This window comes from Micromonospora sp. NBRC 110009, assembly GCF_030518795.1.
In the GTDB taxonomy this organism is placed as follows: Bacteria; Actinomycetota; Actinomycetes; order Mycobacteriales; family Micromonosporaceae; genus Micromonospora.
This window is the reverse complement of sequence record NZ_CP130427.1, coordinates 5,175,129-5,193,749: the sequence shown is the minus strand read 5'-3', so window position 1 is coordinate 5,193,749 and position 18,621 is coordinate 5,175,129. Positions and strand designations below refer to the sequence as shown.

At 74.1% G+C, this 18,621-nt stretch carries 6 protein-coding genes; 2 read left to right on the top strand and 4 right to left on the bottom strand.

All coding sequences use genetic code 11. The annotated features are described in order from the left end of the window. Positions 1-66 precede the first annotated feature (66 nt). Positions 67-1,398 carry a low temperature requirement protein A gene (locus tag Q2K19_RS24645; protein WP_302764120.1) on the top strand — a complete coding sequence of 444 codons (1,332 nt, stop codon included), beginning with the start codon at positions 67-69 and terminating at the stop codon, positions 1,396-1,398. A 61-nt stretch (positions 1,399-1,459) separates the two neighbouring features. Next, a complete protein-coding gene (locus Q2K19_RS24640) occupies positions 1,460-2,512 on the top strand; it encodes an SRPBCC domain-containing protein (RefSeq protein WP_302764119.1) in 1,053 nt (350 codons plus the stop codon). A gap of 48 nt (positions 2,513-2,560) precedes the next feature. On the opposite strand, the gene Q2K19_RS24635 is transcribed toward Q2K19_RS24640, so the two are convergent. The 4 genes from Q2K19_RS24635 to Q2K19_RS24620 form a co-directional block, all read right to left on the bottom strand. Next, positions 2,561-10,228 (bottom strand): toxin TcdB middle/N-terminal domain-containing protein, encoded by a 7,668-nt coding sequence (locus tag Q2K19_RS24635; protein ID WP_302764117.1) that lies wholly within the window; start codon positions 10,226-10,228, stop codon positions 2,561-2,563. Between the two features lie 21 nt (positions 10,229-10,249). Further along, positions 10,250-15,604, bottom strand: coding sequence for a Tc toxin subunit A-related protein (locus Q2K19_RS24630; RefSeq protein WP_302764115.1), 5,355 nt, complete (start codon positions 15,602-15,604; stop codon positions 10,250-10,252). A 389-nt stretch (positions 15,605-15,993) separates the two neighbouring features. Next, a complete protein-coding gene (locus tag Q2K19_RS24625) occupies positions 15,994-17,616 on the bottom strand; it encodes a glycoside hydrolase family 13 protein (RefSeq protein WP_302764113.1) in 1,623 nt (540 codons plus the stop codon). 113 nt (positions 17,617-17,729) lie between these two features. Continuing rightward, positions 17,730-18,617 (bottom strand): carbohydrate ABC transporter permease, encoded by an 888-nt coding sequence (locus Q2K19_RS24620; RefSeq protein ID WP_302764110.1) that lies wholly within the window; start codon positions 18,615-18,617, stop codon positions 17,730-17,732. Between the last annotated feature and the right edge of the window lie 4 nt (positions 18,618-18,621).

Genomic DNA, 18,621 nt, shown 5'->3' with positions numbered 1-18,621 from the left:
CCGGCTGCCTCCCGCCGCGCCGCCGAATCGGCTCCGCGACCCGTCCAACGCTGGGAGACTCGTGCGGTGGAGGGCCAGGGGCGGCACGGGAAGCTGGGGCCGGCCGTTCCGGTCGCGCCGGCCGCCCGGGTGGACAAGTTCGAGATCTTCTTCGACCTCGTCTTCGTCGTGTCGTTCTTCATCATCACCCGGGCCACCGCCGCCAACGTGACCGGGCGGGAGCTGCTGCACGCGATGCTGGTGCTCGCCGTGCTCTGGTGGTGCTGGATCGTGCACAGTGTCGTCGCCAGCCGGCTGCGGCTCGGTGAGGGCTTCGTCCCGGTGCTGATGGTGATCGGCATGGTGGCGCTGTTCACGTTCGCGCTGGCCCTGCCGCAGACCTTCGGCGCTCTCCAGCAGGGCGCCGCCGGACCGATCCTGGTCACGGTCAGCTACGTGGTGATCCGAGCCGTGCACGTCGCGCTGTACGCGCACGCCACCCGGGGCCGGCCGGAGGCCCGCCGCAAGCTGTACCAGTTCATCCCCGAGGTCGTGATCACCACGCTGCTGCTGCTGGTCGCAGGGCTGCTCCCGCTGGCGGTCGGGGATCAGGACCTCGGGCTGTGGCTGCGGGACGGCTTGTGGATCGGGGTCGTCGTCGTGCAGTACGGCAGCAGCCTGCTCTCCGGCACGGCGGGTTGGGAGATCACCTCCGCCGAGCACTGGACCGAGCGCTACGACCTGATCCTCATCATCGCGCTGGGCGAGTCGGTGATCTCGGTCGGCGTCGGCGGCAATCTGCTGGGCAAGCCGGTGACCTGGCCCGCCATCCCGGCGGCCGTGTTCGGCATCCTGTTCACGGCGGCGCTGTGGTGGGCGCACTTCGACATGATCGGTCCGGCCGCCCGGATCGCGCTGCACGCCGCCCAGGGCGGCCCGCGGGTGACGATGGCCCGCGACGCGTACGCCTACCTCTACCTGCCCATGATCGCCGGCATCATCCTGTTCGCCATCGGCGCGGAAGAGCTGGTCCGCATGATCACCGACCCGGCGGGCGGGGTGGGCGAGCGGGCACACGGGCCGGCCGTACCGTTGCTCTTCGGCGGGGTGATGCTCTACCTGGCCGCGGACCTGGCGTTCCAGTGGCGCACGTTGCGCACCGTCACGTGGACCCGGATCGGCGTGCTCGTGGCCCTGGCGATCGGACTGCCCGTCGCCCGCCAGTGGCCCGCGCTGGCGGCGCTGGGCCTGCTCACCGCCATCTGCGTCGCGCTGGTGGCGATCGAGGTGGTGGTGCTGGCGGACTCCCGGCACGCGCTGCGCCGGGCGGTGTTCGAGGAGAAGGTCACCCACGAGGCCAACGAGGCCGCCTTCCGCGCCCAGTGGCACGACGGCGGCCGGGACCAGCCGGCGGACTAGCGGCGAGGGCGGGAACCGACCGTCCGTAGTGGCCGGAGCCGGCGAGCCGTAGAGTCTCCGCGTGATCGAGATCGGCACCGAGGTCGAGCTGTTCCATCCCCGCGATCTGGTCTGGCGGGCGCTGACCGACCAGACGCTGCTCGCCAAGTGGTTCGCCGAGGCGGCGCCGGCCCCGGAGCGGCTGGTGCTGCGCACGGCGGAGCTGCCCGGCTTCGACGCCGACCTCGAGCTGGAGGTGCTCGAGTTGCGGGCGCCGGAGCGGCTCGCGCTGGCCTGCCGGGAGGGTAAGCGGCGGAGCCGGGTCACCACGACCCTCGTGCCCACCGCCCACGGCTGCCGGATGTCGGTGCACGAGGCGCTGGAGCAGGGCGACTGGGACGCCGCCCGGCGCGACCGCCGCGAGGAGCACCACCAGCAGGCCGTGGGTGTCCGGCTGCCGGCGATCCTCGACTGGCTGGCCTTCCAGCAGGTCGACCTGCGCCGCGCCGAGGGCGACCTGACCGCCGAGCTGCCGATCGTGCGCACGCCGACGCGGTCCGGACGCCGGCGGGCGATGCTGATCGGCGCGCTGACGACCGTGCTCCTGGCCGGCGGAGTGACCGCGTGGGCGGCGCGCCCGGAGCCGACGGCGGCGCGCCCGCTACCCGAGTCGTCGCCGCTGGTGCTGCCCAGCGCCAGGAACAGCACGCCGCCCGCCACCCCGTCGCGTACCGCGCCGGCCGCCAGCCGCAGCATCGGCCGGCCCAGCCCCACACCGTCGCTGTCAGCGACCCGTACGGCGAGCCCCACTCGGCCGCCGGCGGCCGCGCTGACCGCGCGCTACGAGACCGTCTCCGACCGGGTCTTCGGCTACCGGGGCCAGGTGGTGGTCAGCAACCCCGGCAGCGCCGAGAAGCCGGGCTGGACGGTGACGGTGACCCTGGCCTCGGGCGCCACCGTCAGCAGCGTCAACGGGGCCGACTGGGAGCAGGACGGGTCGGTGGTCACCTTCACCGGCGCGCCGCTGCCGGCCGGGCAGTCGGCGACCGTCCGGTTCGACGTGCGCGACCCGGACCTGCGCGCCAAGACCCCGGACGGCTGCACCGTCGACGGCAACCCCTGCACCGGGCTGTAGCGGGACCGTCCGGCGGCGGGAGGCGTCCCGCCGCCGGACCGGGCGTCGCTACATGCCGATGCCGAAGGGGTGGGTGAACAGCAACTTCCAGCCGCCCTCGTTGACGATCTCGTTCACCGTGCCGCCGATCGCGTGCTGGGTGTCCGCGGAGAGATGGTCGTTGATCATGCTGCCGACCGTCCAGCCCACGGCGAACCCGGTGGCCACCGCGCCCCCGACCGCGACCACCGGGGCGGCGGCCACCGAGGTGGTCAGGGTGGTGCCGGCGGCCGCCCCGCCACCGGCCGACGACGCCATCGCCGCCAGGTCGAAGCCGCCCGCGACCACCTGCGAGCCGTGCCCGATGGCGTCCACCGTCCGACCGTCGCGCAGGTCGGAGGCCAGCTGGACGGTGGCGACGGCGGTGCCGACGCCACCGACGATGCCGAGCATCGTGCCGACGCGGGTGAAACCGGCCGCCGCGGGCGAGCGGCCGAGCCGCTTGGCTCCCTCACCCACATCCTTGGCCGCCTCGCCGACGTTCTTTGACAGCTTGCCGACCATCTCCGCCGCCTTGCCCTTCAGCCCCTCCTCCGCGGCGTGCAACAGGTTGTGCTCGCTGCCGAGCGTGGCCGCGTTGCCGGTGACCGCCTTCAGCCCGGTCGGGTCCAACGCGCCCCACGGGTTGTGCGCGAGACCGCCGAGCCCGTCCTTGCCGAACAGGTGGTGCAACTGCACCCCCTTGAGCGAGATGCCCTCCGCCGCGGCCAGCCGGCCGAACACCGTCCGCACCTTCGAGTACGTCTCCCGCGCCACGTTGACCGCGGTGCCGGCAGTCCGGTTGGACCCCATGCCCTTGGCCTCGTACGCCTCCTGGACGAGCTTGACGAACTTCTGCCCGCCGCCCTTCTCGACCCCCATCACCTGGTTGACGGCCTTCTCCCACAGCTGGACCATCCGCGAGTCGGCGATGGTGCCGGTGCCCAGTTGGGTGGGCACCGAGGCGAGACCGGACCGGTCCACCAGGCGCAATGGATTGCCCCGCACGTACGTGTACAGGGCCGTCCCGTCCACCTGACCGGCCGGGTCGGGGCTGATCCAGCGCCCCAACCAGGATGCGTAGTACCGGGCGCCGTGGCGGGCCAGGCCGCTCTCCTCGTCGCGTTCCCGGCCGGTGTAGCGGTACCGCTTGCGGGCGTAGCCGCCGAAGCTGGTCTCGCCGTAGGGGGTGTACTCCTCCCGGTTGACCGGGTCGCCCCGCTCGTCCAGCACGGCGACGCTGGACGCCAGGTGATCCACCAGGTGGTACGCGACGGGTGGCCGGGCGTCCGAGGGCAGCGGCGGCCCGATTCGCAGCACCGCCACCCGGGTGGTGCCGTCGGTCAGGTGCACCTCGTCGTACCGGTCGGCGCCGCCGGTCGGGCCGGTCACCAGCAGCCGTTCGAAGACGCCCTCGACGTACACGGTGATTTCCGTGCCGCCGCCCTGGTCGCGGGTCAGCTTCAGCACCCGCGCGCCGGTGGCGTCGTAGCGGTACTGGCTGGCGCGCGACGGGGTCGACGCGCCGTCGGGCTGCACCCGGAAGGCGACGAGCTGGTTGGCAGCGTTCCAGGCGAAGTGCCGGCTGTCCGCCTCCTGGAGCAGGTTGCCGCAGGCGTCGTGGCGGTAGCCGACGGTGGTCTGCCCGGCGGTCAGGCTGACCACCCGGTTCCCGTCGGGCGCGGTGGTCATCGTCCGGGTCCACCCGCCCCCGCCGGCCCGGTGGGCGACGCGGATCAGGTTCCCCGCCGGGTCGTGGTCGTACGTCTGGGTCCAGGCCCGGGTGGCGGTGGGGTCGGCGCCGCGCGGCGCGGCCGACCAGAGCGCCGGTGGCGGGTCCACGTGCTCGCGGCCGGTGGCGCTGGTCAGCCGGTACAGCGGGTCGTAGCCGAAGAGCCGGTCGAGCGCGTCCGGGTTGGCACCGGGCACGCCGCAGCCGGGGCCACGCTCGTGCACGGCGAGCACGTTGCCCACCAGGTCGTGGTCGTACGTCTGGTCCTGGTGGACCGGACCACCCGGGGTCCAGTTCGCCACGCCGTCGTCGGCGGTGCTCGGCGTGGCCGACTGGCTGTGCTGGCGCAGCAGGCGCAGGGTGGTGCCGCTGTACCGGTAGCGGGTGAGGACACCGTTGCCGTGCCAGGCGGCGACCCGCTGCCCCCGGGCGTTGTAGAGGATCTGCCGCAGGTACGGCGTGCCGTCGACGTCCAGGCCGGTCAGCGCGCCGGAGCGGCCGTAGCGAGGGCGGAGGACCCGACGCCGGCCCTCCACATCGGACGGGCAGACCAGCCTGGTGCGCCGGCCCAGCGCGTCGTGGGTCTGCGCGGTGGCGTGCCCCTCGGGGTCGAGCAGGGCGGCGGCCCGCTGGCCCAGGGTCTCCCCGGCGGCCGGCTGCCAGTCCACCACGTAGCCGCCGTCGCCCGCGGTGAGCAGCACGTCGGTGGCGAGCACCTGCCGGATGCTGCCGGTGAGCCGACCGGCCAGGTCGTAGCCCTCGCAGGTCACCAGGCCGGCCTCGTCGTAGCCGCACCAGGGGCGCCCGAGCAGGTTGCGCGCCGCCGCCTCCGCCGGGGGCAGGCCGGCGTCGCCGTACACGGTCACCTCCCGGAGGGTGGTGGCTGCGTCGGCGGCGTCGGCGGCCCAGGTCCGCACCTGCCGGCCCAGCGCGTCGTAGGCGTACAGGGTCAGTGCGCCCTTGGCGTCGCGGTGCTCCACCGGTTCGCCCGCGGCGTCGTGCACCGTCACCGCGGCGCCGATGTCCTGCGCCCAGCTCCACCAGCCCCGACCCAGCAGGTCGTGGCGGAACCGGGCAGCCGTCCGGGCCAGCGGGTCCGTCATGGACAGCAGCCGTCCGTCGACGTCGTGCTCGTGCCGGAGGTGCAGCCCCTGGTCCGGGGCGGTGCGGACGGTCGCCACCAGGGTCCGGCCCAGCGGGTCCACGGTCACGCTGGACGGGGTGTTCCGGTGCGCCGCCCACGCCGCCGACTCCTCCGGGTGGGTGCGCCCGGCGTTGTCGTTGCGGTCGTAGGTGTAGTGCTCCCACGGGGTGGGCGCGAACGCGTCCGGGTCGGCCGGGTCGGCCGGCACGCCCCGCACGATCAGGTCCTGCCCGCCGTCCGGGTGCACCGTGCGGACCACCTCGCCGCGCGGGTCGTAGAAGGTCCGGGTGCTGGCCAGCCCGTCCAGCGTCGGCGGCAGGTAGTCCCAGCCCCGGCCGAGCGTCGGCTCCCAGGCGCGGACCACCCGGCCCTTGTTGTCGTAGGCCCGCCAGCCGCTGACCACCACCGCCGGCTGGTCCACCCCGGTGGCGTGCGCGACCAGCGGGCCGGCCGGGGTGCCCGGCTCGGCCGGCAGCCCCAGGTCGTCGACGACGAGGTCGTCGCCCTGGCTGCGGGTCTGGATGGTCCGACCGGACCCGTCGCAGTAGCTGCGGGTGGCGACGAACCGCTCCGGGTAGCGGGTGGCTTCGTCGGCGGGGAACATCGCGGTGACCTCGGCGTCGGTCAGCGGCGGCTGGCCGGCGGCGGCGCGGGCGGCGTCCGCGGCCGCGACCAGACTCCACCGGTGCTCGGTGCGCCGGACGCTCTGCACCCAGCTCGGCTGTCGGGCCTGCGGCGGGCTCTCCTCCCAGGCGGTCAGTCCGTAGTGGAACACCGCGCCCGGCTGCTCCACGGTGTCGCCCTCGCGGGCGCCCGCGCGGCCCAGCGACGCGGTCCAGGCGACCAGGCCGAGCGGGGTGTAGCCGACCCGGCTGCGGTTGCCGTTGACGTCGACCACCTCGTCCGGCTTGAACAGCCGGTAGTCGTAGCGGGCGGTGCGGACCAGCCCGGCTGGATCGGTGACCGCCACCGGCAGCATCGCGAAGGCGTCGTGGGTGACCCGGGTCTCGTGCCCGAGGGCGTCGCGGGTCGCCACGGTCAGGCCGCGGCCGGCCGGATCGTCGTGCACGTCGAACCGCGCCCCGGTGACCACGTAGTAGCCGGCCGGGTCACCGGTGTCGCCGGCCTGGTAGCGGTAGCCGGCGAGGTCCGGCACGGCGTCGCGGAACGCCTGCGGGTGGCGCGGCGACCAGTCCGCCGGGTCGGGCGGCGGGGTGAGCACCCCGGTCGGCACCGACACCGGCTCCTGCCCGTCCGGGGACCACCGCAGGCGCACCGCGGCCGTCCAGCCGCCGGCCCGGTGCTCCAGCCGCAGCGGGTACCCGACGCCGGCGGTCAGCGCCAGCACCGTCGCTGTGGGCAGCTCGACCGGATCCTCGGGGGGCGGTGGGAGCGGTCCGCCGGGGAGCGCGACCAGCGAGGTCGGCAGCGGCGTCCGGGGACCGTCGGGCGACTCGGTCGAGCCGGGCGGTAGCCCACCGGGACCGTCCGACCAGGTGTCGACGAGCAGCTGGGCGCCGAGCCACAGCCGGACCGGACCGGCCGCCTCGACGTCGAAGGTGTAGCTCCCGCTCTCCGCCGGGGTGAGGGTGCCGGTCCAGCGGACCGAGAACTCCGGTTGGGCCAGGGCCGGATCGGGGCCGCCGAACCAGGTGAAGTCGATCGCCGGGTCGGGCCGGACGAAGGCCGGGGTGGCGAGGTTGCCGTCGCGGAAGTACTCCCCGCGCAGGCCGTGGGCCGGGGTGGGCGGGCGCAGGTAGGGCGGGACGTCGGCGCCCAGGTCGCGGCCCAGGGTGCCGGCCGTGAGGGCGAGGGTGCTGGTCGAGGTGAGCAGGCCGTGCTCGCCGAGCTGCCCGGGCGGCAGGCCCACGTACGGCTCCCCGTCGTAGCCGTTGCGGGCGTAGGTGCGCAGCCGCCGGGGCAGCGCGTCGCCGGCCAGCGCCCGTTCGAGTTCGGCCAGTGTGTGGCTGCCGTCGCTGAACACCTCGTAGCCGGCGGCCCGGGCGGTCCGGTCGGTGCGGTACCCGGTGGCGTCGTCGCGGGTCGCGTACTCCAGCGTGGACACCGTGCAGAGCGGAGGCTCGCCGGGGCCGGGCAGCCGGGGGTCGCGTCCCCGCGCCACCGCCACCCCGGCGCTGCGGCGGATCCGCCCGTACGCGTCGAAGCCGCTGTGGAACGTCACGCGGGTGTGCGGGTCGTCGCCGCGTTCCCAGGTGGTGGTGCGGTTCGCGCTCTCCACCACCGCCACCACCGGCGCGCGGGACCAGGTCTCGGACGTCGGGTCGCCGACGGCACGCACGTCCCAGCGGTGCTCGGTGACGGTGTACGGCCGGTCGGCCCGGAACGACCCGTCGAGCCCGTAGACCTCGGTGCGCAGCACCCGGCCGGCCAGCGCCCGGGCCACGTCCCGCCGGGCCCGCCGGGCCAGCCCCGCCGGCAGGGTGCTGCGGTCCCCGGGGCCGAGCAGGTCCGGGTCACCGGCCCAGTACTCCGCGGAGAAGTCCAGCTCCTGCCAGTCGCCGGCCTCCGGGCCCACCGGCCCCTGGTGGAACCAGGTACGGGTCAGCGCCGGCGGCGTGTAGGACTCGGCGGGCAGGTCGCCCTGGTGGTCGAACTGCTGGGTGTCGTACCGGTCGACCCGGCCGAACCCACGGAACTCCCGTTCGGCGCCGTCCCAGTGCCCGTGATGGTAGGCGAAGACGGTGGACAGCCGGCTCGCACTGACCGCGTCGACGGTGGTGACCGACGTGACCACCTGCACCGGGAAGGGCAGCGTGCCCTGCCAGGGCCGGCCGGCGGCGGCGTCCCGGGCGGCATGCTGCACCGATGTCTCGTAGCTGATCTCGGTGCGGGTGCCGGCGTGGTTGTCGATGCTGGTCAGCAGGTAGGGCTTGACCCCCCCGGTGAGGTCGAGGAAGGACATCCGGCCGGCCCGGGGGCTGTCGAAGCTCCACAGCACCCCGGCCGTGCCGCTGCCCGTCATGTCGGTCAGGCGCACCGCCGCGGCGTTGTCGACCGTCGGGGTGCCCCGGACGAGGACGCCCGGCCCCAGCGACTGACCGCACCGGTTGACCCACACCTTCACCCAGCCCGGACCGACGTAGACCAGGTCGGCGCAGCCGTCGCCGTTGACGTCGCCCAGCAGCAACCGCCGCTGGTCCAGGCCGTCGGCCTGGGTGCCGCCGGCCAGGTCGAGGTGGCCGCGCAGCACCACCGGCGTTCCGAACCGGCCGTAGCCCAGGTTGGGCCAGTAACGGACCTGACCACCGCTGACCAGGACGATGTCGGTCAGGCCGTCGCCGGTCATGTCGGCCAGCCGCAGCCGCGAGTCGGCGAAGCTCAGACCCGCCACGGAACTGCCCGCCCCGACCTGCTGCGGCACCCACCCGGCCGACCGGTTGTTCAGGTGGACCTGCGGCACCGCCCCGGTGCGCAGCACGTCCACCACCCCGTCGCCGTCCAGGTCGATCAGCCGGGTCTCCGGATCGGTCAGCCGGAACGACGGCGCCTGCCGGTACCGCACGAAACCCCGCGGGTCGAAGCCGCCGGCCCGCGAGCAGGGAAAGTAGCCGGCCCGGCGATCGTCGCTGACCAGCAGATCCGGCCGTCCGTCGCCGTCGAGGTCGGCCAGCTGCACGCCGGCCTCGCCGAGGGCCACCCCGGCGGGTACGGCGGTGAGCGCGCGCGGCCGGTCCAGCAGCCCGTTGCCCTTGTTGCGCCAGAACCGGGAGCCGGCGGCGGACAGTTGCAGCAGGCCGGGCAGCCCGTCGCCGTACAGGTCGACCAGGTCGAGGTCGGGATGGGACAGCGCGGTGGGCGGCAGCGCGTCACCCGGCGCGCTGAGCGCGCGGTAGCGGTGCGCGGTGGGCTCCCACCGCGAGTAGCCGAACTCCAGCTCCGGCAGCGACTGGGTGGCGTCCCCGTCGTGGCCGGTGACCCTGATCCCGGCCAGCAGGGAGGCGCCGTTGTCGGCCTGCGTGTAGCGCAGCGCCACCGTACGCACCAGCCGGGGCACGCCCGGGTCGGTCCACACCTCGATCGCGGTGCAGCGCAGCGTGGTGTGCACCGGGAACCCGGCACGCCGGTCGCAGGTGACGTCCGGCCGGGCCTCGTAGCGCAGCCGCACCTGGACCAGGAACCGGGTGACGGTCGGGTCGTCCGGGTCCGGGTAGTCGGCGTAGCCGATCGTCGACAGGTACCGCTGCGGCGCCCGGCCGACGGCCGGATCGCCCTGGTAGGTGTAGACGATCCGGTTGCCGAGGCTGTCGGTGGTCTCCGACAGCAGCCAGGACAGCACCCGGCCGGGCGCGTCCGGGTCGGCGATCACGGCCGGGTCGGACCAGCCGGCGCCAGCGTCCGGCGGGCGCGGGGTGCCGTACCGGCTGCACAGCCCGTTGCCGGTGCGGACCTGCCAGTGGTCGCTGCCGGCGGTCAGGTGCTCGATGCGGCCGAACAGCGCCTCGACGCGCGGCCGGTACCGCTGCGCGCCGGCCGCCCCGCCAGGCACCGGCACCAGGTCCTCGCTGCCGGCGAGCACGTGGACGTCGGTGCCGTCGTAACGGGGGATGCGCCGGGCGGTCTTGCGCCGCACCGACGGCACGGCCAGCGTCCACCCCAGCCCGAACGGGCCGGTCCCGTTGCCGCTGCTGTAGCTGAGCGACAGGGTCGGTTGCAGGCCGTGCCGCCCCGGCGGCAGCTCGATCGGTACGGCGTAGTTGCCGGTCCCGGTGTGCGGGTCGGGTTGGAACGTCTCGCCGAGGGATCGCACCGCTCCCCCGCCCGACGGCAGGCTGATCAGCTCCCCGGATTCCTGGTTGCCCATCGCGTCTTCTCCGGTCCCCGCTCAGGCCGGCCAGACCGGCGCCTGGCCGGCCCAGCCGATCACCAGCAGGATGTCGTCCAGCCCGGCGGCGAACAGCGCGTCGGCGTCCGGGCCGAAGGAGAGCTGCCAGTCCCCGACCGGGCTGGTGCCGCAGAGCGGCAGCCACGCCGGTGCGTTGCCGCGCCGGGTGCCGGCCGTGCCGTCGGCGGTGGTGGCCGTGCCGCCGGCCACGCCGCGCCGCAGCGTCACCGTGGTCGCCGGCACCGTCCCGGCGCCGACCAGCCGGACGGTGACCGCGCTGGTGGTCACCGACTCCAGGTTGGGCGGCAGGTCGATGTCGCGGAGGTTGAGGGTCACGCTGCGGCCCACCGTCGGGTCGGGATTGTTCAGCGTGTACCAGGCGTCCGGCCGGTCCCGGGCCAGGCTGAACACGCAGTCCGCGCCGCGCGCCCGGTCGCGGTTGAGCCGGTCGACCACCTGCACCCGGTAGCCCACGTCGGACAGGGCCGTGTACTCGACGGTCAGCAGCACGTCGGCGATGCTGCTGTAGTCGAACGGGTTCGCCGCCTGCGGCAGCTCGAACCGCCAGGTGGTGTCCACCCCGCTGCCCTCGAAGGGCAGCAACATGTCCGCCTGCATGTCCATGTCGAACATGCCGTTGGCGTTCACCGGCGAGGTCAGGGCGACCGTCGCCGGCTCGTGCCGCAGCAGGATGTCGGTGAAGCCGGTGGCCTGCGGCACGCTCACCCGGGAGATGCCGTTGGACGACAGGGTGGCCCGGATGCCCCGGTTCGGCGGGACGAGGGCGACCATGCTGAGCCGGGCCTGCCGGATCAGCCGCAGGTAATGGCCGGGGAAGTCGGCGTCGAACATGCGCATCGGCGTGGCGAAGCTCAGCACCCCGGTGGACCGGAAGTTCAGGAACTCCACCGGCATGAGCTGGGCCAGGGAGAACGTCTGGCTGAGGTTGAGCCGGCGCCGGTCGGTGGAGAAGGCGTACTGGTCGAGCCGGGTGACGTCGGCGGCGAGCCGCTCCGCGCCGGTCAGGCCCGCGCGGTCGGTGGTGCCGCGACCCGAGGTCAGCTCGGCGGGCGACTGCCAGTAGTCGTTCTGCACCAGCAACTGGGGCGGCTCGGCCCGTTCGAAGGCGAGCTGGGCCTGGGCCAGCCGGGCCGTCGCCGTCGCCTGCTGGAGGAAGTAGCGGTAGACCTCGCCGAGGGTCCGGCTCATCCACTGGTAGAGGTCGGCGTTGGTGAACTGGGTGGTCAGCAGCTTCAGGGTCGCGGCCGCCTGCGCCTGACCCAGCTCGGCGATGTCGTGCTCCTTGTTGGCGATCGCCAGCTGGTCGTTGGCCACGGTGACCTGCGCCGCCGCGACGATGGCGTCCTGCTGCGCCGCCGCCAGCTGGGTCCGCCACTCGGTGCGGCGCTGCTCGATGCCGGCCATCAGCTGGTTGGCCTGCATCTGCGCTTCCATGTTGTTCAGCACCCCGGTGGCGATGCCCCTGGCGACGCTGGCCGCGGCCATCGCCGCACCGGCCACGCCGGCGCCGCCGAAGCTGACCACCTCCTTGAACATGTCGGTGGCGGTGGACGCCGCCTGGGCCACCCCGATCACCGTGTCGGCGGCGGCGATGACGTTCTTGACGTCCCGCATCGCCGGGTAGCCGTCCAGCAGCCGCTGCTCGTAGTAGTTCGGCGGCGCGGCGATGTTGGCCTGGTGGGTCTGCACGATCACGGCGGCCCGGGCCTGCTGGTCGCGGGCCACCACGACGGCGTCACCGGCCTCGACGACCCGGGCCGCCTGCAGGTCGACCTGCGCGTCGGAGACGGCCAGCGCCTTCTGGGCGTCGTAGAGCTGCAGCGTCTTGCTGTCGTACTTCTCCAGCGCCGCGAGGTAGGCCGCCTCGACCTGGGTGGCCTGGGCGACCAGCTGCCGGCAGCGCTCCATCAGCACCTTGTAGCGGTAGGGGGTCGGCTGGCTGATCCCGATCGAGGCCAGCGCCCCCTGGGTGCGCGCCATCCCGGCGATGTTGCGCCCCTGCCGCAGCTTCGCGAGCTGGACCTGGACCCGGTTGGCGAGGGTGGTCAGCTCCGGGATGGCGAGCGTGGGCTCGCCGGCGTTGATCGGCGCCACCGGCGCGAGCCACGGGTGGGCGAGCAGCATGGCGGCGGTCAGGTAGAGGCCACGGGCGCGGGCGATCGACGCATCGGTCTCCCGGGTGAACTCGGCGTCGGCGTAGTCGATGTGGCAGCGCGCCTGGGCCAGCAGGGCGTACCGGGTGTAGGGCGCGGGGCGGCCGGTGAGCAGGTGGAACGGGTGCAGGTCGTTGGTCCACCCCGGCGGGAACGTCAGGTTCGGCCGCACCGGCGCCGTGGCCAGCTCGGTGTTGACCACGTGGTACGAGGAGGGGAACGCCGACGGCACCACCGCGTCGTACGGATAGACCAGCCAGTACCAGTCGAGCGCGGCCAGGTACTCCCCCGCCGCCTGCAACCGCTGGGCGATCAGCAGCGGCACCGCCCAGAACACCTCCCGGGCCAACGTCGGGTTGGTGGTCGCCATGGTGCTGGACAGGTTGGCCAGCGCGCTCTGGTGCGCCGCGGTGTGCTGCGGGTCGAGGTAGGTGAACGAGGGGAAGGCGCCGTTGGCGGCGCGCTGCGCGGCCAGGTACGCCGCGGCGGCGTTGGCCGCGTCGGCGGCGGTGAACGGCCCGGACCCGGCCATGCCCGACCAGAGCGCGTCCATCGGGGCCGGCGGCGTGGAGCGGGGCAGCAGCAGCGCCGGGTCGAGGTGGCGTTCCGGGAACAGGAAGGTCTGGATGGCGGTCTGCCAGCTCGCCTGGTCGCCCATCCACCGCCAGGCGCCGTCGAAGGCGGCCCGGCCGCCGGTGAGCTGCCAGGTGACGGCGGGGTGGTTGGTGGGCAGTTCGCCGGAGCGGATCGCGAACAGCAGCGACTGCAGGCTCTCGATGGCCTGTGCCTGCCGGGTGGTCCGCAGCGTGCCCCCGGCCTTCATGTCGATCTGGTACAGCCCGGTCATCCGCTCGCCGATGTCGCCGGTGCCGGGCGGCGCGGCCGCGGCCGGCGCGGCGGCCACGTCCGCCACCAGCGCGTCCCGCAGGATCGGCAGCGCGGCCTGTTCCGCCGCGGCGACCGCGTCGGCGTACCCGTCGAACAGCGCCTGCTGCTGGGCGACCCGCGAGGCGAGGGTGCTCTGCCAGGCCGCCCGGGCCGCCGGGTCGGCGCGCAGCGGGTTGACCTGCGGGCCCGGCTGGTCGGGCCGGAACAGGGCGGGCGAGACGGAGATGCCACCCTCCTGGCCGCGCCAGGTCGGGTACAGGGACCGCCGACGGACGCCGACGAGCACCGCGACCGCGTCCGCCCACTCGGCCTCGGTGACCGGGTTTGCGGTGCCGGCGGCCCCGCCGAGCCGGGCGAGTTGCCGCAGGTAGGCGAAGCCGGCGCGGGTCAGGTTCGCGGCGTCCAAGGCGGGGCCGATGTCGGCGCCGCCGCGCTCGGCGGTTTCCAGGGCCGCCAGGTCCACCCCGGGCAGGGCGAGGTTGAGCATCGCGGTCAGGCCGGCGCTCGGGTTCGCCGCGCCGCGCCGGGCGGTCTCCAGCGACTGCGCGAACGAGCTCAGCGTGGCCGACCGGGTGGTGAGCAGTTGGCGTACCGCGTCCCCGCGGGGGTCGGCGACGACGTCGGCCGCGCCGATCACATCGGGGTCGACCAGCACCGCGTAGGCGCGGGGTCCGGGTGGCGCCTGGTCCGCCGCCGCCCACCGGGCGGCCAGCCCGGCCAGCTGCCACTCCTGCACGCGGGGCACGACGGGGTTCCGGGCGAGCGGGTCGACGGTGGTGCTGAGCAGGCCGAACAGGGTCTCCAGCGCGGCCTCGGTGAGCGCCGGGCCGTCCAGCACCAGCTTGTCCAGCTCGTCCGGGCGGGTGGCGGACAGCGGGATGCCCAGCCGGTCGGCGAGCGCCTGCCGGTCCGCCGTGGCGGCGCCCCGGGCCAGCCGCAGCTCCGTGTACGAGGTGCCGAGGCCGGCCAGCAGCGCGGCGTACGCGGCCGACAGGTAGGCCGCCTCACCGGCCGCGCCCGGCGCGGTGGAGATGCCCTTGGCGGCGAGGTAGGCGCGGAGCAGTTCCACCGGCACCCGGAGCTGGTTGACCTCCTGCCGGCCCACGTCGGCCGCCGGCGTGGCCGGTTCGCTGATCTTGTCGAGGTGCTGGACGAGCACCGAGACGAGCTGGGCGGTGTTGAGCGCCCCCTGCGGGGTGGTCACCCGCTCCTGGGCGAAGGCGAGCAGCGCGGCGAGGTAGGCCCGGCCGTCGAGGCGGGCCGGCAGGTCCGGCGGCACGTACGTGCTGACGAGCTGGAACGGCACGGAGATCGGGCCGGTGCGGTTCCCGGCGGCGTCGGTGGCCCAGACGTACACGGTGTGGGCGCCGTACCCGGTGACCGCGACATCGGCCTTCCAGTTGGCGTACGTCCCGCCGATCGGGGTGGCGGTCTGGGTTGGCGCGGTGGCGGTCTGTCCCACCCCGATGGTGGCGGAACCGCCGGACATCCCGCTCTGGGTGTCGGCCGAGGTGCCGGTCACGGTGACCGTGCTGGCGGCGGTGGCCGTGGGGATCACCAGACCGGGCGCCGGGTAGGTGATCTGCGGGCTCGGGGGCGCCCCGTCCACGGCGGTGACGTTCACCGTCCGGGTGCCCATGTTGCCGGCCGCGTCGGTGCAGCTCACGGTCACCGCCCGGGAGCCGAGCGGCAGCGGCGACAGGTAGGCCGAACCGGTGTAGGTGGAGCCGGACCGGCTCATGTCCTGGGTCTTGTCGCTGCAGGTGACCCGCATGGTGCGGGACCCGTAGTCGGTGCTGGTGCTGGCGATGACGCCGATCGTCGCGCCGGCCTCCTGGAGGGTCACCGTCTGACCGGCCACCGGCTGGCTGACCGTCACCACCGGCACCGGGCTCGCCAGGGCCACCACGACACTGCGGGAGGTGGACACGTCGATCGGGCCGTCGATGTTCTCGGCGGAGACGGTGGCGATGATGGAGTCCGTGCCGGCCCGGTAGGCGCGGACGGTGGCCGACCAGGTCTTGGTCGACCCGTTGAGGGCCGCCGGATAGGTGAAGCCGTCCATCCTGACGCTGACGCCGGTCACCGAGTAGGTGCCGGCCGAGTAGGTGCCGGTGACGGTGAGGAGCATGCCCGGCTCGGCCCCGGAGACGGTGGCGCTGGCGGCCGGGGAGCTGATGCCGACCTTCGGCGCGATCGGGATCGGGTCGGGATCTCCTCCGCCGCCGTCGATCGGCAGAAGGCTCACGCTGCGGGCGGTCGGAATCGGGCTGCTCAACTCGTCGGTGGACATGCGCGGTCCCCCCTCGGACACATGCATTCGGCGCGGAATGGGGTGGAACCGTCCGCGCCGTGGCCGGTCCGGCGACCCGCGTACGACTGGCCGGGCCGACGAACGTCGGCCGGCTCACCGGTGGCGGGTGCGGGTCGCGCGGGTTCGGGACGGTGCGGGACGGGCGGTGCGGCTGCCGGCCGGGAGCCCCTGCGGTCGACGGCTGGTTGGACCGTAGGCCAGCCGGCCCGCCTTCAGGCCGTGCCTGTCGGCTTTCCGCAGCCCGTCCGGCTGATCGGCGGACCGGTGCCGGCACCTACCGCCAGCGCGCACTGCCCGGCGGCGGGAGGCGATCACCGGGCGGATGGTGGGTGCCGGCGGCCGCGACGGGCCGCCGGCACCGCGACGGATCAGCGGGTACGCAGCCAGACGGCGGTGTCCGGCGGAAGCAGGTCGTCGACGGGCGCGCTGGCCAGCAGCAGCCGGTCGTGCTCGGGCAGCGGCACCGCCGCGTCGGAGAGGTTGACCAGGCAGGCGAAGCCGGGCTCGCGGCGGAAGGCGAGCACCCGGTCAGGGGCCGGCAGCCAGGTCAGGGTGCCGTCACCGAGAGCCGGCTCGCTCCGGCGCAGCGCGATGGCCGCCCGGTAGAGCTCCAGCATCGAGTGCGGGTCACCGGTCTGCGCCCGGACCGTGCGGTCCTTCCAGTCGGCCGGCTGGGGCAGCCAGGGCGTGGCCGCCGCCGCGTCCGGGCTGAACCCGAACGGCGGCGCGTCCCCGGTCCAGGGCAGCGGCACCCGGCAGCCGTCCCGGCCGGGGTCGACCCGTCCCGAGCGTTCCCACATCGGGTCCTGGCGCAGTTCGTGCGGGATGTCCTCGACCTCCCAGAGGCCCAGCTCCTCACCCTGGTAGACGTATGCCGCGCCGGGCAGCGCGAGGGAGAGCAGCGCCGCGGCCCGGGCCCGACGGGCGCCCAGCTCCAGGTCCGTGGAGATCCCCTCGCGCTTCGCGGCGAAGCTGAACGTGGTGTCCGCCCGGCCGTAGCGGGTGACGTGCCGGGTGACGTCGTGGTTGGAGAGCACCCAGGTGGCCGGCGCGCCGACCGGCGCGTGCGCGCTGAGCGTCCCGTCGATGCTCTCGCGCAGCGCGGTGGCGTCCCAGGCGCAGCCGAGGAAGTCGAAGTTGAACGCCGCGTGCAGCTCGTCCGGGCGCAGGTAGTTGGCGAACCGCTGCCGGTCCGGCAGCCACACCTCACCGATCAGGGCCCGGTCGCCGGGGTACTCGTCGGCGACCCGCCGCCAGTCGCGGTAGATCTCGTGCACCCCGTCGAGGTCGCGGAACGGGTGCGGCTGGCCCGGCCGGGTCTCCGGCAGCGTCCCGTCCTTGACCAGCAGCCCGGCCGAGTCGATCCGGATGCCGTCCACTCCCCGGTCGAACCAGAACCGCAGGATGTCCTCGAACTCGGCCCGCACCCGTGGGTGGTCCCAGTTGAGGTCCGGCTGCTCGGGGGCGAACAGGTGCAGGTACCAGTCGCCGGGGGTGCCGTCCGGGTTGGTGGTCCGGGTCCAGGTCGGGCCGCCGAACTCGCCGACCCAGTCGGTGGGCCGCTGGTCGCCGTCGGGGCCGCGGCCGGGGCGGAACCAGAAGAGCTCCCGCTCGGGCGCGTCCGGGCCGCCGGCGAGCGCCGCCCGGAACCAGGGGTGCGCGTCGGAGCAGTGGTTCGGCACCACGTCGACGATGGTCCGGATGCCGAGGGCGTGTGCCTCCGCGATCAGCGCCTCCGCCTCGGCCAGGGTGCCGAAGACCGGGTCGATGTCGCGGTAGTCGGCCACGTCGTAGCCGGCGTCGGCCATCGGGGACGGGTACCAGGGGCTGAACCAGATCGCGTCGACGCCGAGTGCGGAGAGGTGGTTCAGCCGGGACCGGACGCCGGCGATGTCGCCGATGCCGTCGCCGTTGCCGTCGGCGAAGCTCCGCGGGTACACCTGGTAGATCACCGCGCCACGCCACCACGGACCGCTGTCTCCTGTGGACACGAGCACCTGCTTTCTGCGTCGGTACGTCGGCGGGTTCGCCGGACCTGAATGTGTCGGGCGAACGGTCGTCGTTCGCCGCGGGAGGTTTCGCTGATGGGGTGCCGGCGCGGCGGCTATCCCTTGAGGCTGCCCGTGGTCAGGCCGGACATGATGTTCCGCTGGAAGATCAGGAAGATGATGACGGTCGGGATCGCGGCGATCACCGAGGCGGCGATCACCACGTTCATCGGCGTGCCACCGGAGAAGGCGTAGATTCCGACGCTGACCGTCCGGGTCTCGGGCGAGGGCATGACCAGCTTCGGCCAGAGGAAGTCCTTCCAGACCGCGGTCACGGCGAAGATCGAGACCACGCCGAGGATGGGGCGCGACATCGGCAGGATGATCGACCAGAGCGTGCGTAGCGGCGTCGCGCCGTCCATGAGGGCCGCCGACATCAGGTCCTCCGGGATCGAGTCGAAGAACCGCTTCAGCAGGAAGATGTTGAACGCGTTCGCGACCAGGGGCAGCCAGATCGCGAACGGCGAGTCGAGTAGGTTGAGGTGCAGGATCGGCAGGTCGATCACGGTCACGTACTGCGGGACGATGAGGACCATCGCCGGGATCATCAGCGTCGCCAGCATCATGCCGAGGATCACGTTGCCGAAGACCGGTCGGAGCTTCGACAAGGCATACGCCGCGGCGGTGTCGAGGACGAGCTGGAACAGCACCGCGCCGGTCGCGTAGTAGAACGTGTTGAAGAGCAGCTTGGCGAGGTCCAGGTTGGTCCACGCGTCGACGTAGTTCTGCGGCTGCGGGTCCTTCGGGTACAGCGACGGCGGGGTCTGCGCGATCTCCTGCCCCGACTTGAGCGCGCCGGTGACCATCCAGTAGAGCGGCCCGAGGAAGACGAGCGTGAACACCAGCACGACGGCGGTGAGCAACGCCCAGTAGACGACCCTGCCCCGCCCCCGCCTGAGCTGGGCATGGGAGATCAGCGTCCGGGTGCCGGAATCCTGCGCCATGGGT